Source organism: Variovorax sp. Root473 (genome assembly GCF_001426505.1).
GTDB lineage: Bacteria > Pseudomonadota > Gammaproteobacteria > Burkholderiales > Burkholderiaceae_C > Variovorax.
Window position 1 is genome coordinate 255,718 of the sequence record NZ_LMEV01000019.1, and the last position, 24,429, is coordinate 280,146.

21 protein-coding genes and 1 pseudogene are annotated in these 24,429 nt (G+C 68.9%); 14 read left to right on the top strand and 8 right to left on the bottom strand.

What is annotated here, in order from left to right:
- Positions 1–2: 2 nt before the first annotated feature.
- Positions 3–1,130 (bottom strand): MBL fold metallo-hydrolase, encoded by a 1,128-nt coding sequence (locus tag ASD34_RS24385; RefSeq protein WP_056583282.1) that lies wholly within the window; start codon positions 1,128–1,130, stop codon positions 3–5.
- A gap of 154 nt (positions 1,131–1,284) precedes the next feature.
- On the opposite strand from ASD34_RS24385, the gene ASD34_RS24390 reads away from it, so the two are divergent.
- On the top strand, positions 1,285–1,821 hold the full coding sequence (locus ASD34_RS24390) for a cysteine hydrolase family protein (RefSeq protein ID WP_056583283.1): 537 nt from the start codon (positions 1,285–1,287) through the stop codon (positions 1,819–1,821).
- 93 nt (positions 1,822–1,914) lie between these two features.
- Here ASD34_RS24390 and ASD34_RS24395 read toward each other — a convergent pair whose 3' ends face one another.
- A complete protein-coding gene (locus tag ASD34_RS24395) occupies positions 1,915–3,618 on the bottom strand; it encodes a CorA family divalent cation transporter (RefSeq protein ID WP_235510234.1) in 1,704 nt (567 codons plus the stop codon).
- 135 nt (positions 3,619–3,753) lie between these two features.
- Here ASD34_RS24395 and ASD34_RS24400 point away from each other — a divergent pair, with 135 nt between their 5' ends.
- The 9 genes from ASD34_RS24400 to ASD34_RS24440 all read left to right on the top strand — a co-directional run bounded on the left by ASD34_RS24400 (position 3,754) and on the right by ASD34_RS24440 (position 11,237).
- Positions 3,754–4,425 (top strand): amino acid ABC transporter permease, encoded by a 672-nt coding sequence (locus ASD34_RS24400; RefSeq protein WP_056583288.1) that lies wholly within the window; start codon positions 3,754–3,756, stop codon positions 4,423–4,425.
- Positions 4,426–4,452: 27 nt separating this feature from the next.
- Positions 4,453–5,106 carry an amino acid ABC transporter permease gene (locus tag ASD34_RS24405; protein WP_056583290.1) on the top strand — a complete coding sequence of 218 codons (654 nt, stop codon included), beginning with the start codon at positions 4,453–4,455 and terminating at the stop codon, positions 5,104–5,106.
- A gap of 64 nt (positions 5,107–5,170) precedes the next feature.
- Positions 5,171–5,968, top strand: a complete 798-nt coding sequence (locus ASD34_RS24410; RefSeq protein ID WP_056583291.1) for a transporter substrate-binding domain-containing protein — start codon at positions 5,171–5,173, stop codon at positions 5,966–5,968.
- 32 nt (positions 5,969–6,000) lie between these two features.
- Entirely contained in the window at positions 6,001–6,756 is a 756-nt protein-coding gene (locus tag ASD34_RS24415) for an amino acid ABC transporter ATP-binding protein (RefSeq protein ID WP_056583293.1), read from the top strand.
- The gene (locus ASD34_RS24420; protein WP_056583295.1) at positions 6,756–7,499 is read left to right on the top strand and encodes a sugar phosphate isomerase/epimerase family protein; all 744 of its coding nucleotides are present in this window, start codon (positions 6,756–6,758) and stop codon (positions 7,497–7,499) included. Before ASD34_RS24415 ends, ASD34_RS24420 begins: the two co-directional genes overlap by 1 nt.
- Positions 7,500–7,511: 12 nt before the next feature.
- Complete coding sequence (locus tag ASD34_RS24425; RefSeq protein WP_056583297.1) at positions 7,512–8,465, top strand: sugar kinase; 954 nt, start codon at positions 7,512–7,514, stop codon at positions 8,463–8,465.
- Positions 8,466–8,469: 4 nt separating this feature from the next.
- A complete protein-coding gene (locus ASD34_RS24430) occupies positions 8,470–9,450 on the top strand; it encodes a 2-hydroxyacid dehydrogenase (RefSeq protein WP_056583299.1) in 981 nt (326 codons plus the stop codon).
- A 1-nt stretch (position 9,451) separates the two neighbouring features.
- Complete coding sequence (locus ASD34_RS24435) at positions 9,452–10,474, top strand: LacI family DNA-binding transcriptional regulator (RefSeq protein ID WP_056583300.1); 1,023 nt, start codon at positions 9,452–9,454, stop codon at positions 10,472–10,474.
- A gap of 115 nt (positions 10,475–10,589) precedes the next feature.
- Positions 10,590–11,237: a response regulator transcription factor gene (locus tag ASD34_RS24440; RefSeq protein ID WP_056583302.1), complete on the top strand. Its 648-nt coding sequence runs from the start codon at positions 10,590–10,592 to the stop codon at positions 11,235–11,237.
- Here the strand turns inward: ASD34_RS24440 and ASD34_RS24445 are convergent.
- The gene (locus ASD34_RS24445; protein ID WP_056583304.1) at positions 11,234–12,979 is read right to left on the bottom strand and encodes a hybrid sensor histidine kinase/response regulator; all 1,746 of its coding nucleotides are present in this window, start codon (positions 12,977–12,979) and stop codon (positions 11,234–11,236) included. The two genes, ASD34_RS24440 and ASD34_RS24445, sit on opposite strands and share 4 nt — an antisense overlap.
- Positions 12,980–13,182: 203 nt before the next feature.
- On the opposite strand from ASD34_RS24445, the pseudogene ASD34_RS24450 reads away from it, so the two are divergent.
- The 4 genes and pseudogenes from ASD34_RS24450 to ASD34_RS24465 form a co-directional block, all read left to right on the top strand.
- Positions 13,183–13,665: pseudogene (locus tag ASD34_RS24450) on the top strand (aspartate/glutamate racemase family protein); the annotation flags it as partial.
- Positions 13,666–13,936: 271 nt separating this feature from the next.
- Positions 13,937–14,689, top strand: coding sequence for a hypothetical protein (locus tag ASD34_RS24455; RefSeq protein WP_056583306.1), 753 nt, complete (start codon positions 13,937–13,939; stop codon positions 14,687–14,689).
- Positions 14,686–15,378: a hypothetical protein gene (locus tag ASD34_RS24460; RefSeq protein ID WP_056583308.1), complete on the top strand. Its 693-nt coding sequence runs from the start codon at positions 14,686–14,688 to the stop codon at positions 15,376–15,378. Before ASD34_RS24455 ends, ASD34_RS24460 begins: the two co-directional genes overlap by 4 nt.
- Complete coding sequence (locus ASD34_RS24465; RefSeq protein ID WP_056583309.1) at positions 15,354–15,689, top strand: hypothetical protein; 336 nt, start codon at positions 15,354–15,356, stop codon at positions 15,687–15,689. The genes ASD34_RS24460 and ASD34_RS24465 overlap by 25 nt, the downstream gene beginning before the upstream one ends.
- A gap of 56 nt (positions 15,690–15,745) precedes the next feature.
- On the opposite strand, the gene ASD34_RS24470 is transcribed toward ASD34_RS24465, so the two are convergent.
- Genes ASD34_RS24470 through ASD34_RS24490 form a run of 5 tightly spaced genes read right to left on the bottom strand, consistent with a single transcriptional unit; the run spans position 15,746 to position 24,400 of the window.
- Positions 15,746–16,204, bottom strand: coding sequence for a RidA family protein (locus ASD34_RS24470; protein ID WP_056583313.1), 459 nt, complete (start codon positions 16,202–16,204; stop codon positions 15,746–15,748).
- On the bottom strand, positions 16,201–17,187 hold the full coding sequence (locus ASD34_RS24475) for a transglutaminase family protein (RefSeq protein WP_056583315.1): 987 nt from the start codon (positions 17,185–17,187) through the stop codon (positions 16,201–16,203). Before ASD34_RS24475 ends, ASD34_RS24470 begins: the two co-directional genes overlap by 4 nt.
- Before the next feature lie 16 nt (positions 17,188–17,203).
- Positions 17,204–18,025 (bottom strand): basic amino acid ABC transporter substrate-binding protein, encoded by an 822-nt coding sequence (locus tag ASD34_RS24480; protein WP_056583317.1) that lies wholly within the window; start codon positions 18,023–18,025, stop codon positions 17,204–17,206.
- Between the two features lie 41 nt (positions 18,026–18,066).
- Entirely contained in the window at positions 18,067–20,811 is a 2,745-nt protein-coding gene (locus ASD34_RS24485) for a circularly permuted type 2 ATP-grasp protein (RefSeq protein WP_056583319.1), read from the bottom strand.
- 58 nt (positions 20,812–20,869) lie between these two features.
- On the bottom strand, positions 20,870–24,400 hold the full coding sequence (locus ASD34_RS24490; RefSeq protein WP_056583322.1) for a DUF2126 domain-containing protein: 3,531 nt from the start codon (positions 24,398–24,400) through the stop codon (positions 20,870–20,872).
- Positions 24,401–24,429: the final 29 nt, after the last annotated feature.

Below are 24,429 nucleotides of genomic sequence, written 5' to 3' on the forward strand. Positions count from 1 at the left end.
TCTTACTTCAGCCCGCTCCACCAACGCACGTTGGTGCGCGCCTGCCCCACCGTCAGCACCTCGCCGATCACCGGCGTGGCCAGTTCGATCTTCTTCGCCTCGGCGAGGTTGGCGATGCGGTCCAACGGGTCGTGCCAGCTGTGGAAGGCGAGGTCGAAGGTGCTGTTATGCACCGAATAGAGCACCTTGCCGCGCAGGTCTTCGAAGGCCTGCACGCTCTGCTCGGGCGTCATGTGCACACCGGGCCAGTAGGCGTCGTAGGCGCCGTTTTCCATCAGCGCGAGGTCGAAGCCGCCGAAGCGTTCGCCGATCTGCTTGAAGCCCGGAAAATAGCCCGAGTCGCCGCTGTAGAAGATGCGCTGATCGCCGCTTTGCACCACCCATGAGGCCCACAGCGTGCGGTCGCGGTCGGTCAGCGTGACGGCGCGGCCCGAGAAGTGCTGCGCGGGCGTGGCGGTGAGCGTCACGTCCGCATGCTCGCCGCCTTGCCACCAGTCGAGCTCGGTCACGCGCTCGGCGGGCACGCCCATTTCGATGAGCCGGGCGCGCACGCCCAGAGGCACGAAATAGCGCTGCACGCGCGTGGCGAGGTACTCGATGGTGGCCACGTCCAGGTGGTCGTAGTGATCGTGCGAAAGGATCACGGCCTCAATCGGCGGCAACTGCTCCAGCTGGATCGGCGACTTGTGAAAGCGCTTCGGCCCCACCCAGGTGAAGGGCGAGACGCGTTCGCTGAACACCGGGTCGATGAGCCAGTACTTGCCCTTGAGCTTCAGCAGGTGCGACGAGTGGCCCAGGCGCACCACGTGGTTGGCGTCGGCCGAGAGTGCATCGAGCGCCTGGGGCGTCAGTGCGCGCACCGGAATGGGGTCGACCGGCACCGTGTCGACCTTGCTGCCGACGATGAAGCGCGACCAGATGCGCCACGTGCTGGCCGCGGGCAACAGCTCCGGGTTGGCCATGTTCTGGAACACGCCGTTCTTGAACTGCGGCGAGTTGTCGTAGCGGGTTTCTCCGCCGCCAGCGCTGCTGCAGCCCGCGACAAAGGCACAGCCGGCCGTGGCGAGCACGGCGCCGCGGCGCAGCAGTCGGGGGAGATAAGCGCCTTGCGAGCCCGAGTCGTCAGCCATGAGAAAGCCCTCTTGATGTGTATTGGTCTTGAGGCGCGAGACTAGCGGGAGTCGGCCTTTGAATGGTTTCAGCGACAGAAACATTCGGCGCGCGGGGGCAATCCCCGAGCCGGCGGCATACTCCGGCGATCCACGGCTTCAGCCCTTCATTGCCATGAAAACCGCCATCCTCGTCATCGACATGCAGCGCGGCCTTTGCGACGATCCGCCCCGGCCGTACGAGGCCGAAGCGGTCATCGGGCGCATCAACGCGCTCACGGCACGGGCCCGCGCGGCGGGCGTGCCGGTGGCCTTCGTCCAGCACGAGAACGCCATCGACCTGGAGTTCGATTCCGAGCGCTGGCAGCTGGCCGGTGCCCTGCAGGTGACGCCGGCGGACGCGCGCCTGCGCAAGACCACGCCCGACTCGTTCCTGCGCACGCCGCTCGAGGCGTGGTTGTCGGGGCAGGGCGTGCGGCGCGTGGTGGTCTGCGGCTATTCGTCGGAGTTCTGCGTGGACACCACGGTGCGCCGCGCCGCCGCCCTGGGCTACGAGGTGGTGCTGGCGGCCGACGCCCACACCTCGCACGACAAGCCGCACGCCAAGGGCGCCTTCATCCGCGCGCACCACAACGCGACGCTGTCGGACATCACGAGCTTCGGCGTGCCAATCCGCGCGATCCACAGCGCGGGCGTTGTTTTCGGCGATTGATCGGGATGGCGTTCGGGGTGCGTGCACAGGCCGCCGGGCACTTCCTTCCGCGAATGTCCCCCGTCGGCGTGAGCGTCGCCCTGAACCAAACCTTCAGTCCGCCCCAGCCCGCCACACCCGCGCCAGCGCAGCCAGCTTGCCGCGAAAGCTCAGCCGGTCGTTCGACAGCGCATCGATGAAGTCCGACAGCCGCTGCGACTTCACCATCGTGTAGATCGTGAGCCAGGTGGTGAGCACGAACACCACGCCGAACCAGATCGCCTTGCGCCACAGCGGCGCGTCGGCTTCGGCCAGCAGGTTCATGCCGAGGAAGCCGGTGGTGACGGTGCCGATGAGGCCGAACAGCGTGACCACCGTGAGCCGAACCACGGTGCTGGCCTGCCGGCGCAGGCTGTCGGCATCGAGGTAGGTGTTCATGTCGGCGATGCGCGCCTTGACCTCGTCGTACAGCGGATCGAGCCCGAGGTGCCCGGCGCACATGTGCGAGAGCGCGCGCACCTGCGCCTGCTCGGAAATCTCATGGAACCAGTAGCGGTGCGTGAAGCGCAAAAAGCGCTCGAAGCTCGCGCGGATGGCGCGCTTGAACTGCTTCACGCTCGGGGTGCTGCGGATGTCGAGCTTCTTGAGCGCCTCGACCAGCTGGTCCGAGAACATCAGCAGCGAGGCCTTCTGGAAATGCGCGATGAGGAACAGCAGGAAGTGCTGGTGCCTGAACTGCGCGAGCACGCCGCGGTCGCGGCAGCAGAAGAACTCGGAGCGCGCGTCACCCACCACGATGAGTGCGTGGCCGTTGCACAGGTAGCGTGTGTTGGGCGCCGCGCCTGCGTTCACCCAGAAGCGGTCGTAGCAGTAGGTGTGCTCGAAGTCGGCCAGGTGATGCTCGGCATAGGGCAGGTGGGCGTCGGCCCCGCCCGCGCCCGTGACGAGCGCCAGGCGCACGAAATCATCGCGCGTGAGGCGGCGCGGGTCGTCCAGCGACAGGTAGGCCATCACCGGCATGCGGTAGTACTCGATCTGGCGGTAGCGCAGCACGCCGGGGTCGTCCGAATGGTCGCTCACCAGCGGCTGCATCAGGTAGGCCCAGTGCGCGGCGATGCGCGGCGCGCGGTGCTGGGCCACGTGCGAGAGGAACGCATCGCGCTGCTGCGCGTCGGAGGCAGCGAGCACGCGACCGTCGGCACCGAGCCACTCGACGCTGGCCATGCAGTGCAGGGCGGCGCCGTCGGCCTCCCAGCCCGAGGGGTAGGCGCGGCCGAAGCGGTAGAGGATGTCCTGCGCCTGCGCGAGGCTCAGGTGGTCGGTGCCAACCTCGAGGTTGAGCAGCACCACGTCGATGTCGAAGAAGAAGTACAGGTCGCAGTGAATCACGTCGAGGGTGACAGGCGCCTCGCCCGGGTGCGCCACCAGCCGCACGGCCGCGATGTCGCGGCGGCGGAACACGCGCATCGGGGAGTCGCCGTCGTTGCCCGTGCCGTCGCTGCTGCTGCGCGATCGGCCTTCGCCGTACAGGAAGCGCTGCACATACGGCAGGAAGCTCACGAACTCGTTGTAGTGCCGCTCGTGGAAGCGGCCGCTGTCGCCGGTGTATTCGTCGACCTCTTCGCGCCACGGCGAGGCGTCGCCCATGTCGCGCAGCACATGCCAGGGACCGTGGTGCGCGGGCGCTGCGCCGGGCGCCGGCACGAGGCGCAAGGGCCAGAGCAGCGCCTGCCGGAAATGCTGCACGACGGGGCTGCCAGCCGGGGTGCCTGCCGGGAGAGAGGTGGTGTCCACGGGGTCCGCATGGGGGTTCGGCATGGCGCCAGTGTAGGCAGGCGGGTAGGGCAAAACGCCCACCTAGGGGAATCCCTAGATTGGACTGAAACCGGTTTCATATAAGCTGCAAGCATTCCTTCCAAGGTCCGTGCACGGCCCCGCCCACCACGCTCCGCCATGAACTACCAGTTCCAATTCGACGCCGTCTTTGCCGCCTGGCCGCTGCTGCTCAAGGGCACGTGGATCACGGTGCAGCTTTCGCTCACCGCCACCTTGCTGGGGCTGGTGGTGGCCATCTTCTGTGCCTGGGGCAAAACCTCGGGGCCGGGCTGGCTGCGCTTCATTGTCAACGCGTACATCGAGGTGATCCGCAACACGCCGTTCCTCGTGCAGCTGTTTTTCTTCTTCTTCGCGCTGCCGGCCATCGGCCTGCGCTGGTCGCCGCAAACGGCCGCACTGGTGGCGATGGTGGTGAACCTGGGCGCCTACGCCACGGAGATCATCCGCGCGGGCATCGAGTCGATTCCCAAGGGCCAGATCGAGGCGGGCCGCGCGCTCAACCTCAAGCCCTGGGAAATCTTCCGCTTCGTGATCATCAAGCCCGCGCTGAAGGCGATCTACCCGGCGCTCACGAGCCAGTTCATCCTGCTGATGCTGAGTTCGGCGGTGGTGTCGGTCATCTCGGCCGACGACCTGACCTCGGTGGCCGCCAACCTGCAGTCGCAGACCTTCCGCAGCTTCGAGATCTACATCGTCGTGGCCGGCATCTACCTCGCGCTGGCGCTGGCCTTCTCGGCCATGTTCAAGCTGATCTACAAGCGCACGCTCAACTACCCGGACCGCCGGTAACTGACGACGACGGACGGAGCACACACCATGCGCACTTTCGGCTTTCCCGAATTCCTTTTCATCCTCGAAGCGGCCAAGTGGACGCTTGCGCTGTCGGCCATCGCCTTCGTGGGCGGCGCGATCCTGGGGCTCATCATCGCGCTGATGCGCACGTCGGAGTCCGGCTGGGCGCGCGGCATTTCGACCACCTTCATCCAGATCTTCCAGGGCACGCCGCTGCTGCTGCAGCTGTTCCTCGTGTTCTTCGGCGCGCCGGTGCTGGGGCTCGACATCAACCCGTGGGTGGCTGCGGGCGTGGCGCTCATCCTGAACAGCGCGGCCTTCCTCGGCGAGATCTGGCGCGGCTGCATCCAGGCCATTCCGCGCGGCCAGTGGGAGGCGGCGCAGGCGCTGAACCTCAAGTACGCGGCGCGCATGCGCGACGTGGTGCTGCCGCAAGCTTTCAAGATCGCGCTGGCGCCCACGGTGGGCTACCTGGTGCAGATCATCAAGGGCACCTCGCTGGCGGCCATCATCGGTTTCGTCGAGGTCACGCGGGCCGGACAGATCGTCAACAACGCCACTTTCCAGCCGCTCATCGTGTTCTCGGTGGTGGCCGCCATCTACTTCGTGATCTGCTGGCCGCTGTCGCTGCTCGCGGCGCGCATGGAGCGCAAGCGCGCCCTGGCGCTTGCCCGCTGATCACCGCACTTTTTTCGCCTTCCCTTTTCTCGTCGCTTCCTTTCTTTTTCAGGAGACACATCCCATGACCCGTTCCACCACCCGCCGCGTTGCGCTCGCCGCCCTGGGCCTTGGCGCCGCCCTGACCGTGTTCGCGCCGTTCGCCTCGGCACAGACCGTGGCCGACATCAAGAAGAAGGGCGAGATCACCATCGGCATGCTGGTCGACTTTCCGCCCTACGGCACCACCGACGCGAAGAACCAGCCCGACGGCTACGACGCCGACGTGGCCAAGCTGCTGGCGAAAGACTGGGGCGTGAAGGCCAACATCGTGCCGGTCACCGGCCCGAACCGCATTCCCTTCCTGCTGACCAACAAGGTCGACCTGCTGGTGGCTTCACTGGCCGTGACGCCCGAGCGCGCCAAGCAGGTGCAGTTCTCGCAGCCCTACGCGGCCGCCACCATCGTGCTGTACGGCGCAACCAAGACCTCGATCAAGGCCGCTGGCGACCTCAAGGGCCTGCGCGTGGGCGTGGCTCGCGCATCGACGCAGGACGTGGCCGTGACCAAGGCCGCACCGGAAGGCACCGAGATTCGCCGCTTCGATGACGACGCCTCGGCCATGCAGGCACTGATCTCGGGCCAGGTCGATGCGATCGGCTGCTCGGTCACGGTGGCAGCGCAGATCGCCAAGCGCGTGCCGGCCAACACCTTCGAAAACAAGTTCACGCTGGTGCAGCAGTCGATGGGCATCGCGATGCGTCCGGGGCAGGAAGAGCTGCACAAGGCGGTGAATGAATTCGTGCAGAAGAACACCGCCAACGGCGAGCTGAACAAGCTCTACCAAAAGTGGCTGCAGGCTGATTTGCCCAAGATGCAGTGAGCCCCCGAGGCTGAAGAAGAAGGAATCCTGGCATGACGACGGAATCGATCATCCGCATGGAAGCGGTCAACAAGTGGTACGGTGAATTCCAGGTGTTGACCGGCATCGACCTGTCGGTGCGCCAGGGCGAGCGCATCGTGATCTGCGGGCCTTCGGGTTCGGGCAAGTCGACGCTCATCCGCTGCATCAACCGCCTCGAGACGGTGCAAAAGGGCCGCATCGTGGTCGATGGCATCGACCTCACCGCGGGCGGCAAGAACGTCGATGCGGTGCGCGCCGAAGTCGGCATGGTGTTCCAGCAGTTCAACCTGTTCCCGCACCTGACCATCCTGGAGAACTGCACGCTGGCGCCGATGCGCTCGCGCGGCATGACCAAGGCGCAGGCGGAAGAGGTGGCCATGAAGTACCTCACGCGCGTGCGCATTCCCGAGCAGGCGAAGAAGTACCCGAGCCAGCTCTCGGGCGGCCAGCAGCAGCGCGTGGCCATTGCGCGCGCGCTGTGCATGTCGCCCAAGATCATGCTGTTCGACGAGCCCACCTCGGCGCTCGACCCCGAGATGGTCAAGGAAGTGCTCGACACCATGATCGGCCTGGCCGAAGACGGCATGACCATGCTGTGCGTGACGCACGAGATGGGCTTCGCCCGCAGCGTGGCCGACCGCGTGATCTTCATGGCCGACGGCAAGATCGTCGAGCAGGCGCCGCCGCAGGAGTTCTTCGGCAACCCCAAGGACGAGCGCACGCGCCAGTTCCTGGGGCAAATTCTCAGCTCGCACCAAGCCCACTGATGGCCTTCGAAGTCCTGATTTCTCTGTCGTCCTTCGGTGCGGCCGAGGTGGGGCGGCATGGCCAGCTCTGGTGCTCGCAACTCTCGCGCGCCGCGGGCGCCGATTCGGTCGAGGTGCGCGGCGAGATGCTGCGCGATGCAGATGCGGAACTGCCCGCGTTGCAAGGCCTCGCTTCGGTCTACTCCAGTCCCGAGGGCCTGTGGGCCGAAGGCGGGATGCTCGACGGCGCCGCGCTGCAACGCGGCCTCGACGCCGCCGTGCGCGTGGGTGCGGGGCGACTGAAGATGGCCATCGGCGATTTCCAGGCTTTGTCGCACGCTTCGCTCGCGGGCCTGAAGGCCGCACTGGCCGAAACCCGCGTCGAGCTGCTGATCGAGAACGACCAGACCGTGCGCGCCGGCACATTGGCCGCGCTGCAGGTCTTCTTCGACGCAGCCGACCGCGCCGGCCTGTCGCTGGGCATGACCTTCGACATGGGCAACTGGCACTGGCTGGGCGAGTGCCCGTTGCAGGCCGCGCAGGTGCTCGGCCATCGCGTGCGTTATGTGCATTGCAAGGGCGCGCAGCGCCTGCCGCACAAGTGGGTGGCGGTGCCGCTGGGCGACTCGGTCGCGCCATGGCGCGCGGTGCTGCGCGCACTGCCGGCCGACGTGCCGCACGCCATCGAATACCCGCTCGTGGGCGACGACCTCCTGGCCGTTACCCGCGCGCAGATCGATTTCATCCGCGCTGCACGCGCGTAGAACACACATCACATGACGCAACCCACAGCCTTCGACGTCGCGCTCTTCGGCGAAGCCATGCTGCTGCTCGTGGCCGACCGGCCCGGCCCGCTGGAAGACGCAGAGGCGTTCCACAAGCGCACTGCCGGCGCCGAGACCAATGTGGCGATCGGCCTGTCGCGCCTCGGCCTGAAGGTCGGCTGGGCCAGCCGCCTGGGCACCGACTCCATGGGCCGCGCGCTGCTGGCAGCCATGCGCGCCGAAGGCATCGACTGCTCGCACGTGATCACCGACGCCACGCAGCGCACCGGCTTCCAGTTCAAGGGCCGCGTCACCGACGGCAGCGATCCGCCGATCGAATACCACCGCAAGGGCTCGGCCGCGAGCCATATGGGCCCGGCCGATGTCGACGAAGCCTGGCTGCGTTCGGCGCGCCACCTGCACGCCACCGGCGTGTTCGCGGCCATCTCGCAGACCAGCCTGCAGGCCGCGCTCAAGACCATGGACGTGATGCGCGCGGCTGGCCGCACCATCTCGTTCGACACCAACCTGCGGCCCACGCTGTGGTCGTCCACCGAGACGATGCGCCACTGGGTGAACGAACTCGCCTCGCGCGCCGACTGGGTGCTGCCCGGCATCGAAGAGGGCCTGCTGCTCACGGGCCACGACAAGCCGGAAGACGTCGCGAAGTTCTATCGCGAGCGCGGCGCGAAGCTGGTCGTCGTCAAGCTCGGCGCGGCCGGCGCCTACTACGACAGCGACGTGGCCGGCACCGGCCATGTCGACGGTTTCCCGGTGAAGGAAGTGATCGACACCGTGGGCGCGGGCGATGGCTTTGCGGCCGGCGTGGTGAGCGCGCTGCTCGAAGGCAAGAGCGTGCCCGAGGCCGTGAAGCGCGGCGCCTGGATCGGAGCGCGCGCCGTCCAGGTACTGGGCGACACCGAAGGCCTGCCGACGCGGGCGCAACTCGAAGAAGCGGGGCTTTGACGCCATGACGAAAAAGAATGTGCTCGTGTTCCGCGCGCTGCCCGAAGACCAGCTCGCGCGCCTGCAGGCCGCACACCATGTCATCGTGGCCGATCCGCGCAAGGCGCCCGAGGCCTTTGCCGCTGCGCTCGCCACCGCGAACGGGCTGATCGGGTCGAGCTACAACGTCGATGCCGCGCTGCTGGATGCGGCGCCACAGCTCGAGGTAATTTCGAGCGTGTCGGTCGGTGTCGACAACTACGCACTGGCCGAGCTTCACAAGCGCGGCATCGTGCTGTGCCACACGCCCGACGTGCTCACCGAAACGGTGGCCGACACGGTGTTCGCGATCCTCATGGCCACGCAACGCCGCGTGGTGGAGCTGTCGAATCTCGTGCGCGAAGGCAACTGGACCAGGAACATCGGCGAAGAATTCTTCGGCACCGACGTGCACGGCAAGACGTTGGGCATCCTCGGCTTTGGCCGCATCGGCCAGGCCGTCGCGCGTCGCGCCGCGCTGGGCTTCGGCATGCCGGTGCTCTATCACTCGCGTCGCGCGGTCGACCTCGCCGCGCAGGCGCCCGAATTGCAAGGCCGCGCCATGCACACGCCGCTGGACGACCTGCTCGCACGCGCCGACATCGTGCTGGCGATGCTGCCGCTGACCGACGCCACGCGCGGCATGATCGACGCCGCTTTCTTCGCGCGCATGAAGCCGGGCGCGTCGTTCATCAACGGCGGCCGCGGCGCCACCGTGAACGAAGCGGCGCTGCTCGAGGCGCTCGACCACGGCACCCTGCGCGCCGCCGGCCTCGACGTGTTCGCGAAGGAGCCGCTGCCAGCGGAGTCGCCTTTGCGCACGCACCCGCGTGTCACGCCGCTGCCGCACATCGGCTCGGCCACGCACGAGACGCGGCATGCGATGGCGGAGCTGGCGACGACGAATCTGCTCCAGGTGCTGGCGGGCGAGAAGCCGACGGCGCCGTACGACACCGCCGCCGCCTGACATGAAGTCGACGGGCCGCGCCACCATCGCCGATGTCGCCGAAGCGGCAGGCGTTTCCAAAGCCACCGTCTCGCGCTTCCTGAACCACCGCGAACGCCTGCTGAGCCCCGACATTGCCACGCGCGTCGAGGCTGCCATCGCCAAGCTGGCGTATTCGCCGAGCCCGATGGCGCAGGCGCTGAGCCACGGCCGCTCGCGGCTCATCGGCCTGATCGTGGCCGACATCACCAACCCGTACTCGGTGGCCGTGCTGCGCGGCGCCGAGAAGGCCTGCCAAGACGCCGGCTACCTCGTGATGCTGTTCAACCTGGGCAACGAGAGCGAACGCGAGCGCGAGGCCATCGATGCGCTCGCGGGCTACCAGGTCGACGGCTTCATCCTCAATACGCTGGGGCGCGGCAGCAACGTGGTCGATGCGGTCACGTTGCACGGCAAGCCGGCCGTGCTGGTCGACCGCCGGCACACGGGCATGCACACCGACTTCGTCTCGCTCGACAACCACGCCGCGATGCGCGACACCTGCGGCCATCTGGTCGAGGGCGGCTACCGCGAGCTGCTGTACGTTACCGAGCCGCAGAAGGGTGTCAGCTCGCGGCGCGAGCGCACGGCCGCCTTCGGTGCCTGCGTGGCCGCGCACGAGCCGCGCGTGGCGGGCGAGGTCTTCGAATCGGTCGATGGCGAGAACGATGCGCTCGATGCCGCGCTGACCGCGTTGCGCAAGCGCGCCAGGCGCGGCCGCCGCGCCGCCGTGGTGGCGGGCAATGCCGTGGTCACGCTGCGCGTGGCGCAAGCCATGGCGCGGCTCGACTGGCGCTTCGGCGCCGACCTGGGCTTCGTGGGCTTCGACGATCCCGAGTGGGCGTCGCTCATCGGACCGGGCCTGAGCACGGTGGCGCAGCCGACCGACGGGATCGGCCGCGCTGCTGCCACCTGCCTCATCGAGCGACTGCGTGGGCTCGACGCGCCGCCGCGTCAGCTGTTGCTGCCGGGCGAACTCATGGTGCGAGGCTCATCGCAGGCATAGCCGTCGCAGGCTGTGCGGCAGCGGAAGCGACCGGCTCGCGCATCCGCCCGGCGGGGTTCTCTTGCAGGCTACGGAAAACCGTGGATCGAAGGCGGATTGCGGCCAGAATCGAAACATGCCCGCCACCATCCTGCTGATCGACGACCATGCGATGTTCCGCGAGGGCCTGTTCCTCGCGCTGCGCCAGGCCGAGCCCTCGATGACCGTCGCCACGGCCCGCAACGGCGCCGAAGCGCTTCAGGCACTCGCCGCCTTGCCCCGACTCGACGCCGTGATGACCGACTACTACCTGCCCGACCTCGGCGGTGCTGCCTTGCTGGCAGAGCTGCACCGGCGGCGCAGCGGCTTGCGCATCCTGGTGCTGTCGGCATCGGAAGACCCACAGGACATTGACACCGCGCTCGACGCCGGCGCGCAGGGCTTCGTGCACAAGTCGGCCGACAGCCAGCAGCTCATGGGCGCACTGCGCCGCGTCATGGCGGGCGAGCAGAACGTGGTGCAGGCCTCGCCGGCGGGGGCTGCCATGCTGCCCATGCTGTCGACGCCGACCGATGCATTGAGCACGCTCACGGGACGGCAGTCCGAGGTGCTGCAACTCCTGTGCGAAGGGCTGCGCAACGCCGAGATCGCGCTGCGCCTGGCCACCAGCGAGAAGACGATCAAGGCGCACATCTCGGCGATCTTCGGCGCGCTCGGCGTGACCAGCCGCACGCAGGCCGTGATCGCGGCGCGGCGGGCGGGGATGCTCGGGCGGCCGCGCTAGCCAGCGATCAACTGCGACACCGTCGCCTGCAGCTGCGCAGGGTCCACCGGCTTGTGCAGCATCTGCCAGCCGCGCGCCGCCACGTCGCTCAGGCGCCGCGGGTCGGTGTCGCCGCTGACGATCAGTGCGGGAATGCCGTCGTCGTTGTAGTCCTCGTGCAGGCGGTCGACCACGTCGATGCCGGTCTCGCCTGCGCGCAGGCGGTAGTCGCTGATGATGAGCGCCGGCTTGCCGGCCTGGCGTGCGGCGAGGGCCAGCAACTCGTCGCCGCTTTCGGCCGCGATCACGCGCAGGCCCCAGCTTTCGAGCAACAGCTGCAGGCCGTGGCGGCTTTCGCCGTCGTCCTCGGCCACGAGCACGAGGCGGCCGGTGTCGGCCGGCAGCGGCGGGGGCGGCGCTTCGGGCGCGGGCAGCGCCTGCCGGGCCAGCGGCACCGTCACCGAGAACACCGTGCCATGGCCGACGCGCGAGCGCAGCGCCAGCGGATGGCCCAGCAGCGCGGCCGTGCGCCGCACGATGGCCAGGCCCAGCCCCAGCCCCTTGGCGCGGTCGCGCTCGGGATTGCCGAGCTGGTGAAACTCCCAGAACACCTGCTCCTGGTCGGTCGGTGGAATGCCGACCCCGGTGTCCCACACCTCGATGCGCAACGCGTCGGCGCCCGCGCGGCGGCAGCCGATGAGCACGCCGCCGCGCGACGTGTAGCGGATCGCGTTCTCCACCAGGTTGCGCAGCACGCGATCGAGCAACGCAGGATCGGAATGGACCACGGCATCACCCGCGCGCAAGCGCAGCGACAGCGACTTGCCCGTTGCCTGCGGCGCGAACTCCAGCACGATCTGGTCGAGCAGGCCCGCCAGCGCAAACGGCCGCGCCTTCACGCGCACCACGCCGGCGTCGAGCCGCGAGACGTTGAGCAGGCCTTCGAACAGCAGTCCCATCGCGGCGGCAGCGCGGCCGATGCTGTCGACCAGGTGCCGGCTGGCCGCCGGCAGCGCCTGCCCGCGCAGCACGCCGACGAACAGGCTCAGCGCATGCACCGGCTGGCGCAGGTCGTGGCTGGCCGCCGCGAGAAAGCGCGACTTGGCCAGGTCGCTGCGCTCGGCCGCGTCCTTCTCGAGACGCAGCTGTCGCAGCAGGTAGAGGTTTTCAAAACGCAGCTCGAGCGAGTCGACCTGCGTGCGGTACATGCGCTGCGCGAAGGCCAGTGTGACGAACAGGTAGAGCACGCCGGCCGCCGACATCACGCGCAGCAGCACGTCGTCGAGCGTGCCCATCGCGAGGATCGCTGGCGCGAAGTACGTCACCTGGAAACCGTACAGCAGCCCCAGGTCGATGCAGTAGGCATAGATCGCGCCCGTGCCCATGGTGAGCATCGCCACCACGATGAACATCTGCTGCGGCAGCGAGACCTGAAGCATCCACGCCGCGAGCGGCAGCCCCCACAGCAAGCCGCCGAGCACCGCGCCCACCATCGCGCTGCGCTGCCAGCGCCGCAGCGCGGCCGTGTCGTGCTCGGCATGCCGGTAGCGCGCGACCTGCCAGGCACGTGCCGCCGTGAGCGCCGCGTTGGCGCCGACCCAGGCCAGCAGCTGCGCGTGCGAGACGGCGCTCCACAGCGCCACGACCACCAGCCCCGCCGTGAGCATCACGCCGAGCAATGAGAACGGGAAGTTGCGCCGCAAGGCGGCCATGCGCGCGGTGAAGACGGGGTCGGCGGGCGTCGCGGGTGGGGTGGCGCTCATCGGTGTGTGGTGGGGGAGGAGGTGGGAGGACTGACCGTGGTGATCGCAAGGTAACGCGTGGCGCGAGGGGCGTCATGGGACTTTAGTCCAATGCCTGTGCTTGCCCGAGGCGCCGCGGGCGGCATGGCATCATCGTGCGCCGCCTCACACCACCCACCCATGTCCGCCGATTCCTTCGTCCGCCGCGTTCGCAGCCAGCTCGGAAGGTGTGGCGCGCGGCGGCGGGCGAGGGCTGGGACGGCGTGATCGTCAGCGCCTTCGGCGACCCCGGCGTGGCACTGCTGCGGCGCGAGGCCGGCGTGCCCGTGGTCGGCATCGCCGAAGCCTCGATGCTCGCGGCGGGCGAGGGCGGCCGGCGCTTCGGCATCGCCACCGTCACGCCCGACCTCGTGGCGCCCATCGAAGCGCGCGCGGCCGCGCTCGGGTTGGGCGCGCAGTTCAGCGGCATCCGCCTCACGCAAGGCGATCCGCGTGCGCTCGCGGCCGATGCGAAGGCGCTCGAAGACGCGTTGGCGCAGGCCGTGCAATGCTGCATCGACGACGACGGCGCGCAGGCCGTGATCATCGGCGGCGGTCCGCTCGGACAGGCCGCGCTCGCGCTCGCGCCGCGCTTCGAGGTGCCGGTGATTGCACCGATCGGCGCCGCGATGCGGCTGCTGCGGTCGAAGCTCGCGGTCACGCCGTGAGACGCCCGTCGCGGCGCTGAGATGCGAGGCGTCTTGGCAATGAACGCCTTCTAGAATCAAACGACACACTTGTCGGCAAACGCGGGCAAGCCGCATCGTTCGCTTTCTTTTTTGCATGCCTCACTTTCGACCGCGTTCCGCTTTTCTCGTTTTCCTTCTCCTCTCTTCCTTCGGCGCCGTCGCACAGCCCAACGCGACACCCCAGCTCGTTCTCGTGCCGCATCACGAGCGCGCCCCGGAAACATCCCAGGCCCCCGCACTCGACCTTGCCGTGACGCGTTTCGCCGGCATGGCCTCTGGCTCCTACTACTGGCCCGAAGGCCTGCTGGCCGAGCAGCTGATCTCGGGCCTGGCCTCGCGCCCCGACCGCAAGCAGCAGGCGCTGCCTGACGGCCAACGACTGCTTTCGTCGTACCGCCGGCCCTACGACGGCGGCGAGCGCGCGGCCGTGCTGGTCGACGACCGCAGCGGTGACGTGCTGGCTGCCGCACTGGTGCATCGCAGCTGCGGCAAGGACTCGTCGTCGAGCGGTTGTCTGGACGATCAGCACGCCGTGCTCTCGGTCTTCTTGCGTCCCGGCTTCGACCGCACCAAGGCGCAACCGCTGGTCGCATGGAGCCAGCAGGTTCCAGACCGCATGCAGGGCGGCGAAGGCGTGGGCGAGAAGATCGCAACGACCGAGTACGTCACGATGGACACCGCGCGCACCACGGCGCGCCCCATCGTGCGGCCCAACAAGGCCTTCTCCGCGCAAGTGCCGCTGTACCCCAAGGCACTGATCTACGGCACCGCACAGGACGCACTGAGCGACGCCAAGGCCAAGCGCGTGCTGCGCCTGCAGACCGTCGACACACCGGACCAGGTGCTGGCGTTCTACAAGCAGCTGTCGCCGCCGCTGAAGGATATCGAGTCCGGCAACGGCTTCATCGTCGGCAGCCGCGACGGCCTGCGCTTCTCCGTCGAAACGAAGATCCCGCGCGACATGCCCGCGATCACGAACGTCGAACTGGAAATTTCCGAATGAAGAAGTCCTTGATTCCAGTGGCGCTTGCATCGCTGGTGTTCGCCTGCGCGGCCACGGCCCACGCACAAGACGCTGCAGCGCCCGTCACGACGGAGCTGCCGCCGCCCGCGCTGCGCCTGAGCGAGCAGACGCGCATCCGCAGCGCCGTGATCGGCCTGGTCGGCTATGCGCGCGGCAGCTACACCGAGCCCGACACGCTGATCGCGCAGCAGTTGCTCGAAGGCATGCGTTCGAAGTTCGACGTGACGCGCACCGTGTGGCCCGACGGCCGCCAGGTCATCGCGTCCGTCAGCGGCGGCGGTCATGGCGAAGAGCGCGCGGCGATGCTGATCGACGCCGACGGCCGCGTGCAGGCGGTGGGGCTGGTCAACGGCCACTGCCGCGCGGGGGCGAAGAGCGACGATCCCAAGGTGTGCAACCCCTTGCCGCAGACCGTGCTGTCGGTCTTCCAGCATGCGGGCGCCAGCCAGGCCGATGCCGCGCCGCTGGTGGCGTGGAGCAAGCAGCTGCCGTCGTACCTCGCGGCCATGGCCGAGAGCGACGATCCGGCGGCGTGGCGGCCGCGCAGAAGATCGCGAGCGTCGAATACATCACCGGCCAGCCGAACGTGCCGGGCTGGCGCGTCGCGCAGTTGCCGCCGGGCTTCCCCGCGTCGCTGCATCCGATGCTGGTGCAGACGGCCGAGGTGAACAGCTCGGCCAGCGCCGGCAAGATCGTGCTGCCCAAGGGCCTGGCCGGCTTGCCGATGCGCACGGCCTACGAGCGCTCGCAGCGCCCCGAGGCGCAGTTGCCGGACGCCGAGGTCACGCTGCGCAGCTACGAGCCGATCGCCAAGCTGGTCGACACCTACCGCGAACTCGCGAAGGGGGCGACGTTGGATGAAGAGGGCCGCGAGGTCGTCTTCAACGGCACCGACGGCGCGGGCCGCTACAGCGTACGCCTGCGCGACGCGAAGGAAACCGGCGTGTTCATCACCGTGGCGAGCTGGAAGCGCAAGTAGCCCCGATGCGCTGTTCACGCGGCGCGTGGCGCCGCGCGGGAGAGGACGAAAGAAGATCAGCCGATCTCGGCGATCAGCTCGATCTCGACGCAGGCACCCATCGGGATCTGCGCCACACCGAAGGCGCTGCGTGCATGCGCGCCCTTTTCGGGGCCGAACACTTCGGCGAAGAACTCGCTGGCGCCGTTGGTCACGAGGTGCTGCTCGGTGAAGGTGCCGACCGAGTTCACGAGGCTCATCACCTTGACGATGCGCTTGACCTTGTTGAGGTCGCCGACGGCCGCGTGCAGCGTGCCGAGCAGGTCGATGGCGATGGCGCGTGCGGCCTGCTTGCCTTCGTCGGTGCCGATGTTGGCGCCGAGCTGGCCGGCCCAGACCTTGCCGTCCTTCTTGGCGATGTGGCCCGACAGGAACACGAGGTTGCCGGTCTGCACGAAGGGCACGTAGGCGGCGGCGGGTGCGGCCACCGGGGGCAGGGTGATGCCGAGGCTGGAAAGCTTGTCGTAAACGCTCATGGAGACTCCTGATCTGGGGATGACGATGACGGGGGTGATTGTGTCTGCGTTTGCGTGGGCGATTGCGGCAGCTGGATCACTTCCCCCACGGGCTGCACGGTCACGCCGACATGCAGCGTGTGGCGCGCGCCGCCGTGCAGCACGCCGCGCATCGGCGAGACGTCGGAGTAGTCGCGCCCGATGGCGAGCGTGACGTAGTCCTCGCCGGGCTGGCGGCCGTTGGTGGGGTCGAAGTCGGCCCAGTCACCGACGCTCTCGGGGCCTTCGCCCTCGCCGGGCAGATACACCGACACCCACGCATGTGAGGCGTCGGCGCCCACCAGGCGCGGCTGGCCCGGCGGGGGCTGCGTGAGCAGGTAGCCGCTCACGTAGCGCGCCGGCAAACCCATGGCGCGAAAGCACGCGATGAGGATGTGGGCGAAGTCCTGGCACACGCCCTTGCGCTGGGCCAGTGCCTCGACGGCGGGGGTGTTGATCTCGGTGCTGTCGGCGTCGTAGGCGAAGTCGCGGTACATGCGCTCGGTGAGGTCCATCGCCACGTCGAAGGTGGGACGCTCGGGCACGAAGCTGGCGCGCGCGTAGGCGACGAAGTCGTCGTGGCGCGGCACGTACGGCGAGGGAAACACGAACTCCGAGGCGGGGTCGAAGGGGGCGTCCTTGCGAAAGCGGAAGCGCTCGCGCACGCTCTCCCAGGGCAGCTCGCGCGCCACGGCGGGCGAGAGCGCAGGCTGCGAGGTCTTCACCACGCTCTCTGCCGTCACGATGAGGTGGTCGTGCGTGGCCTCGAGCGCGAAGAAGGCGCGCGTGTTGCCGTACAGGTCGGGCACTTCGCTGCGCTGCGCGGGCGCGGGGTCGATCGTGAGCTGGTGGCTCACGAGCTCCTGCGACGCGGTGGCCAGCGGGCGCAGGTGCGCCAGGTGCTGCGCCGTCTCGACCGCAGGCGCGTACGCGTAGCGCGTTTCGTGGGTGACGTGCAGCAGCATCGCGCGGGCCCGTTGCTTACTTGGATTCGGCGCCGAAGTGCGCGGCGTAGATCTTGGCGTAAGTGCCGTCGGCCTTGATGTCGGCCAGGCCCTTGTCGATCTTCGCGAGCAGCTTGGCGTTGCCCTTCTTCACCGCGATGCCGTACTGCTCGGTGGAGAAGCCGGCATCGCTCACGGTCTTGAAGCCGCCGCCCGGGTTGTTGGCCAGGTAGTGCGCCACCACGCCGTTGTCGGCCACCACGGCCTGCACGCCGCCGGCTTCGAGTTCCTTGAGCGCCAGCGGCGTCGATTCGAAGCGCTTGATGTCGGTGCTCGACTTGCCCAGCAGCTTGCCCACCACCTCGTCGCCGGTGGTGCCGTTCTGCACGCCGACCTTGAGCTTCTTGATGTCCTCGAATTTCGTGACTGGCGAATCGCTCTTCACGGCGATGAGCTGGCGGGCCTCGAAGTAGGGCTGCGAGAAGTCCATCGTCTGGCGACGCTCGGGCGTGATCGTGATGGCCGACACCAGCAGGTCGCGGTCGCCAAGGTCGAGCGTGTTGAAGATGCCTTCCCACGGCGTGTTGACGAACTTCACCTCGATGCCGGCCTTCTGTGCGATGGCCTTCACCACGTCGATGTCGAAGCCCACGACCTCGCCTTTTTCGTTCTGCGATTCGAAGGGCGTGTAGGCCGCGTCGGTGCCCACGACCAGCACGCGCGGCGCGGCAGCGGGCGGCGGTGCAGAGGCGCCCGCGGGCGCAGCGGGTTCCTGCTTGCCGCAGCCGGCGAGCGCGAGGCCGACCAGGAGGCTGGCGGCGGTCAGTGTGAGACGGCGGTTGAGGGCGATGCCGGACATGGAAATGCCTCCTTCGAAATATCGTGTGTGCCTCTGTGGAATCAGGCGCCCACTGAGCGCAGCGATTCCGAGGTGAGCGTGAAGTAGCGCGTGCCGATGGCGTCCGACACGTGGTACGCCGCGGTCTCGCAGGTGGCGAGCAGCTGCACCAGCGCGGGGTAGTCGGCGCCGGGGCCGGCCGCGCACAGGTGTTCGAGCGTCCAGGTGGCCGGGTCGGGCAGCTCGTACGACAGGGCCGTGAGCTTGCCCGGCGCGCTGCCCGCGAGTCGCGCGATGCGCCCGCGCAGCGTCTGCGTGACCCAGGCCAGCGAGCGCGGGTTCTCGGCATCGAGCACCAGCAGGTCGACCATCGTGGCGACGTCGCGGCGCTGCTGGTAGCGCGCATGGAAGGTGATGGTGCTGTCGAACAGCGCCACCATCGCCTCGAAGCCGCTCACCTCGTGCACGGCGCCATTGGCAAGACCGGCCTCGAGCGCGCTCGACAGGAAGCCCAGTCGCTCGATGTGGCGGCCGATCGACAGCAGCCGCCAGGCGTCGTCGCGCGTCATGCGGTCGGTCTGCGCGCCAGTCATCGCGGCCAGCGCGGTGCTGGCGGATTCGAGCGCGCGCAAGGCGGCGCTGGCGGCAAAGCTGCCTTCACCGGCCTGCTCGGCCGCGCGCCGCAGGAAGTCGCTTTCGGCGCGCACGATCTGGTTCCAGTTGTCCTGAGACAGCCGTTCGCGCACGGCCGCCGCGGCCTGCCGGATGCTGCGCAGGCTGTAGCCGACGCTGCCACCGTGGTCGACGTCGCCCAGTTCGGCGATGAGCGCGCGTTCGAACACGCGGCGCGACTGGGGTGCGCTCGGCGCCTCGGCCGGCACCAGCGCATTGCGCACCGCCATGCGGTGCAGCCATTCGAGCAGCGGGCGCGACGACTGGTCTTCGCTGCCCAGCAGGTTGAGCGTGAGGCGCGCCAGGCGCACCGCGTTCTCGGCGCGCTCGGTGTAGCGGCCGAGCCAGAACATGTTCTCGGCCGCGCGGCTGGTGACCGGCGCGCGGTGGCGCGCGAGCGAGGCCGGCGTGGCGTGCGGCTGCAGCAGCGTGGTGCGGTCGACCTCGCCATGCGTCTGCACCCACACGTCGGCGCTGCTGCCGCCGCGCTGCATGGAAGCGATCTGCGCATCGGGCCCCGCGAGGCGCGCCAGCCCGCCGGGCAGCACACGCCACGACTGCGGGCCGTCGCTCACCGCGAACACGCGCAGCATCAGCGCGCGTGGCGCGATGTGGCCGGGGCCGAGGTCGCTGGTCCAGGTCGGCATCTGCGACAGCGGCAGGTAGCCCTGCACGGTGTGGGCGTCGCCTTCGCGCACGATGCGGCCGGCCCATTCGTCGATCTCGCGGCGATTGAGCTGGCTGCCGAACACGGCGCCGAAGCTGGAGCGGCCCTCGAAACCAGGGTAGGTCGGCTTGATCGTGCAATCGCCCAGCTGCGGCAGCACCGACTCGAGGGCAGCGCGCTCGCCGCACCACCAGGTCGGCAGGGCCGGCAGCTTGAGCTTTTCGCCGATGAGCCGCAGCGCCAGCCCCGGCAGGAAGCCCAGCAGCGCGGGCGATTCGAGGAACGCCGAGCCCGGCATGTTGGCCACCAGCAGGTTGCCCGCGCGGATCGCCTGCAGCAGGCCCGGCACGCCGAGCGTGGAGTCGGGGCGCAGCTCCAGCGGGTCGAGGAACTGGTCGTCGAGCCGCTTGATGAGGCCGTGCACCGGGCGCAGGCCCTGCAGCGTTTTCAGGTACAGGCGCTGGTCGCGCACCGTGAGGTCGCTGCCCTCGACCAGCGTCAGGCCGAGGTAGCGCGCCAGATAGGCGTGCTCGAAGTAGGTCTCGTTGTACGGGCCGGGCGTGAGCAGCGCGATGTGCGGCGGCGAGCCCGACGGGCACATGCGCTGCAGGCCCTCCATCATGGCGCTGTAGGTGGCGGCCAGCCGCTGAACGTGCAGCGCCTCGAAGGCCTGCGGAAACTGCCGGGTGATCGCCAGGCGGTTCTCCAGCAGGTAGCCCAGGCCCGAAGGCGCCTGCGTGCGCTGCGACACCACCCACCAGTTGCCGTCGGGGCCGCGCGCGAGGTCGAAGGCGGCGATGTGCAGCCACGTGTCGCCCGCCGGCTTCACGCCGTGCAGCGCGCGCAGGTAGCCCGGGTGACCGCGCACCAGCGCTGGCGGCAGCAGGCCTTCGGCCAGCAGCTGCTGCGGGCCGTAGGCGTCGGCCATCACGCGGTCGAGCACGCGCACGCGCTGCTGCACGCCGGCCTCGATCTGGGCCCAGCTCTCGGGCGAGACGATCAGCGGGAACAGGTCGAGCGACCACGGCCGCTGCGGGCCGTTGGCGTCGGCGTACACGTTGTAGGTGACGCCGTTGTCGCGGATCTGCCGCTCCAGGCTGACCGCGCGCCGCGGCAGGTCGTTGATGCCGCCGGGTCCGAGCTGTTCGAAGAAGGCGTTCCAGGCGGGGGTGAGCGGGGGCGGGTCGCTGGTAGAGGACTGCTCCTGTTCCTGCCCCTGTGATGGGGAAGACGACTGGGATTGAGACTGTGACTGGGATTGCGTTTGCGACGGAGCCGGTCGCTCCCCGGCAGCGTCGTACAGCAGCGGGGCCGCGGCCAACGTCGGCCGCGAGGGCGTCGCAGGCGTCGCCTGTCCGCGCAATTCGTCGAAATGCCCAGGCAGGGCCGCCGGCGCGAGCGAAGATGCCAGCGCCGCCGGATGCTCCGGGGCCTGGGCGTCGAACAGGGATTCGTTCAGGGGTTCCACAGGGGAGGGATTGTCACACCACCGTCACCGGGGGCATTCCGGCGGTGCGACAGGGCCCTCAGCGCCGCAGGTCCAGCGTGAACGGAAACTCCCGGCTGCCCGGCAGCTCGATGGTGGCCGGCGGCGTGCGCATCAGGCCCGGCGTGTGGCCGGTGCGCGTGAAGCGCGAGTGGCGACGGCTCTCGGCCTCGTAGGCGTTGACCGGGAAGGTGTCGTAGTTGCGTCCGCCCGGGTGGGCGACGAAGTACTGGCAGCCGCCCAGCGAGCGCTTCATCCAGGTGTCGACGAGGTCGAAGGTCAGCGGTGCGTGGGCCGGGATGCTCGGATGCAGCGCCGAGGGCGGGTTCCAGGCCTTGTAGCGTACGCCCGCAACGAATTCGCCGGTGATACCCGTGGGCTGCAGCGGCAGCACCTTGCCGTTGACGGTGACGACGTGGCGGCTTTCGTTCAGGCCGGTCACGCGCACCTCGATGCGCTCCAGCGACGAATCGACATAGCGCACCGTACCGCCGGCCGAGCCTTCTTCGCCCATGACGTGCCAGGGCTCGAGCGCGTTGCGCAGCGACAGCTCCACGCCCATCGATTGCATCTGCCCGACGAGCGGGAAACGGAACTCGAAGTGCGGCGCGAACCAGTCGGCATCGAAGCCAAAGCCGGCCTGGCGCATCTCGCTGATGACGTCGTCGAAGTCCATCTTGACGAAGGTCGGCAGCAGGAAGCGGTCGTGCAGCTCGGTGCCCCAGCGGGTAACGGGCGCCTCGTAGGGCGCGTCCCAGAAGCGCGCCACGAGGGCGCGAATGAGCAGCTGCTGCGCGATGCTCATGCGCGCATGCGGTGGCATTTCGAAGGCGCGCAGTTCGAGCAGGCCGAGGCGACCGGTGCTGGAGTCGGGTGAGTAGAGCTTGTCGATGCAGAACTCGCTGCGGTGCGTGTTGCCCGACACGTCGATCAGGATGTTGCGCAGCGTGCGGTCGACCAGCCACGCGGGCATGTTCTGGCCGTAGATCTCGCGGTTTTTGGCGATTTCGTTCAGCGCGATTTCGAGTTCGTAGACCTGGTCGTTGCGCGCCTCGTCCACGCGCGGCGCCTGGCTCGTGGGGCCGATGAACATGCCCGAGAACAGGTAGCTCAGCGACGGATGGTTGTGCCAGTACAGCAGCAGGCTGGCCAGCAGCTCGGGCCGGCGCAGGAACGGGCTGTCGGCCGGCGTGGCGCCGCCCATCACGAAGTGGTTGCCGCCGCCGGTGCCGGTGTGGCGGCCGTCGGTCATGAACTTCTCGGCCGACAGGCGCGTCTCGAAGGCCGCGTTGTAGAGGAACTCGGTGTGGTCGACCAGTTCCTTCCAGTTGTGGGCCGGATGGATGTTGACTTCGATCACGCCCGGGTCGGGCGTGACGGCCAGCATCTTCAGGCGCGGGTCGCGCGGCGGCGGATAGCCTTCCATCACGATGCGCACGCCCAGCTGCTGCGCGGTGGCTTCGACGGCGGCGACGAGGTCGAGGTAGTCCTCCAGGCGCGCCAGCGGCGGCATGAAGACGTAGAGCACGCCCGAGGCGCTGCCTTTCTTCTCGGCCGCCGGGCCGTTGGCGCGGCGCGGGTCGCGCACCTCGACGCACAGCGCGGTGCGCGTGACCCAGTGGGCCGATTCGCCGCGAAGCGGCTGGCGCGTGGCGGGTGTGGCGGAGGCACTCGCGGCATCGGCGGCTGTTGCTGCTGCTGCGGGTGCTGCTGCATCGCCCGTCGCTGCATCGCCGGGGCTCTGCATGCGCAGCGACGCGGCCACCACGGGTGGCGCGCCGAAGGTGTAGGGCACGTCGCCCAGGTCGGCGCCGGCGACCGGGGTGGCGGTGGCATAGCGCGCGCGGTAGTCGGACGCGCTCGGCAACGCGGCGCGCGGCGCGGTCGGGTCGCGCTCGATGAGGTAGGGGTAGTCGCCCTTGCTGGCCCACGGTTGCGAGTCGAGCGGCAGGCGGTAGCCCATGGGCGAATCACCCGGGATCAGGAACAGGCGGTCGTCGCGCAGGAACCAGGGGCCGGTCTTCCAGCCGGGGCCGGCGAGCGCGGGGGCGTCGGCGTTGGCGTTGCCGGGCTCGATGGGCAGCATGTAGCCGATGACGGCATCGAGCTTCTGCGTGAAGACGCGGCGCAGGCGCACGCGTTCGAGTTCGTCGTCGAGCCTGGAGTCGAAGGGATCGACGTTCACCGGCAGGCGGCGTTCGCGCCAGAGGTAGTAGTAGGTGTCCTCGTAGCCGGGCTGGATGTAGCGCTCGGTGAGGCCCAGCTTGTGGGCCAGCACGGTGGTGAAGCGGCGCGCGTCTTCGCTCGTGTAGTGCGTGGGAAAGCGCTCGTCGGCGAACAGCTCGGGGTCGTGCCACAGCGTCTGGCCGTCGGCGCGCCAGAAGATCGACAGCGCCCAGCGCGGCAGCTGCTCGCCCGGGTACCACTTGCCCTGGCCGAAGTGCAGGAAGCCGCCCTGGCCGTATTCGACGCGCAGCTTGTGCACGAGTTCGGTGGCGTAGCCGCGCTTGGTGGGGCCGAGCGCGTCGGTGTTCCATTCGGGCGCGTCGCGGTCGCTGGTGGCCACGTAGGTCGGCTCGCCGCCCATCGTGAGGCGCACGTCGCCGGCCACGAGGCGCGCATCGACGGCGTCGCCGAGCGCGAGCACCTCGGCCCATTGTTCTTCGGTGTAGGGCTTGGTGACGCGCGGCGATTCGTAGATGCGCGTGACCTTCATTTCGTGGCTGAACTCGACCTCGGACTCGTCGACGCCGCCTTCGATGGGCGCGGCGCTCGACGGCGTGGGCGTGCAGGCCAGGGGAATGTGGCCTTCGCCGGCCAGCAGGCCCGAGGTGGCATCGAGGCCGATCCAGCCGGCGCCCGGCAGGAACACCTCGCACCAGGCGTGCAGGTCGGTGAAGTCGACCGTGGTGCCGCTCGGACCGTCGAGCGCCTTCACGTCGGGCGTGAGCTGAATGAGGTAGCCCGACACGAAGCGTGCGGCCAGCCCGCAGTGGCGCAGCAGCTGCACCAGCAGCCAGCCCGAGTCGCGGCAGGAGCCGCTGCCGTTGCCGAGCGTTTCTTCCGGCGTCTGCACGCCGGGCTCCATGCGGATGAGGTAGCTGACGTCCTGCTGCACCTGCTGGTTGATCCCGACCAGGAAGTCGATGGTGCGCTGCTCCTTGCGCTCGATCTTGTCCAGGTAGGCCTGCAGCAGCGGCGTGGGCTTCTCGGTGACGAGGTAGGGCGCCAGTTCTTCGGCCTGCGAGGCCGTGTACTTGAACGGGAAGTTCTCGGCCTGCGGCTCGAGGAAGAAGTCGAAGGGGTTGTAGACCGCCATCTCGACCACGAGGTCGACCGTGACCTTGAACTCGCGCGTTTTTTCGGGGAACACGAGCCGCGCCTGGTAGTTGGCGAACGGGTCCTGCATCCAGTTGACGAAATGCTCGGCCGGTTCGACCCGCAGCGAGTACGAGATCACATGGCTGCGGCAATGGGGCGCAGGGCGCAGGCGCACGACTTGCGGGCCCAACTGCACCAGGCGGTCGTATGTGTAGTGGGTGACGTGGTGGAGTGCGGCGTGAATGGACATGCGTAGAAGCCTGCAGTGCAGCGAGGTTG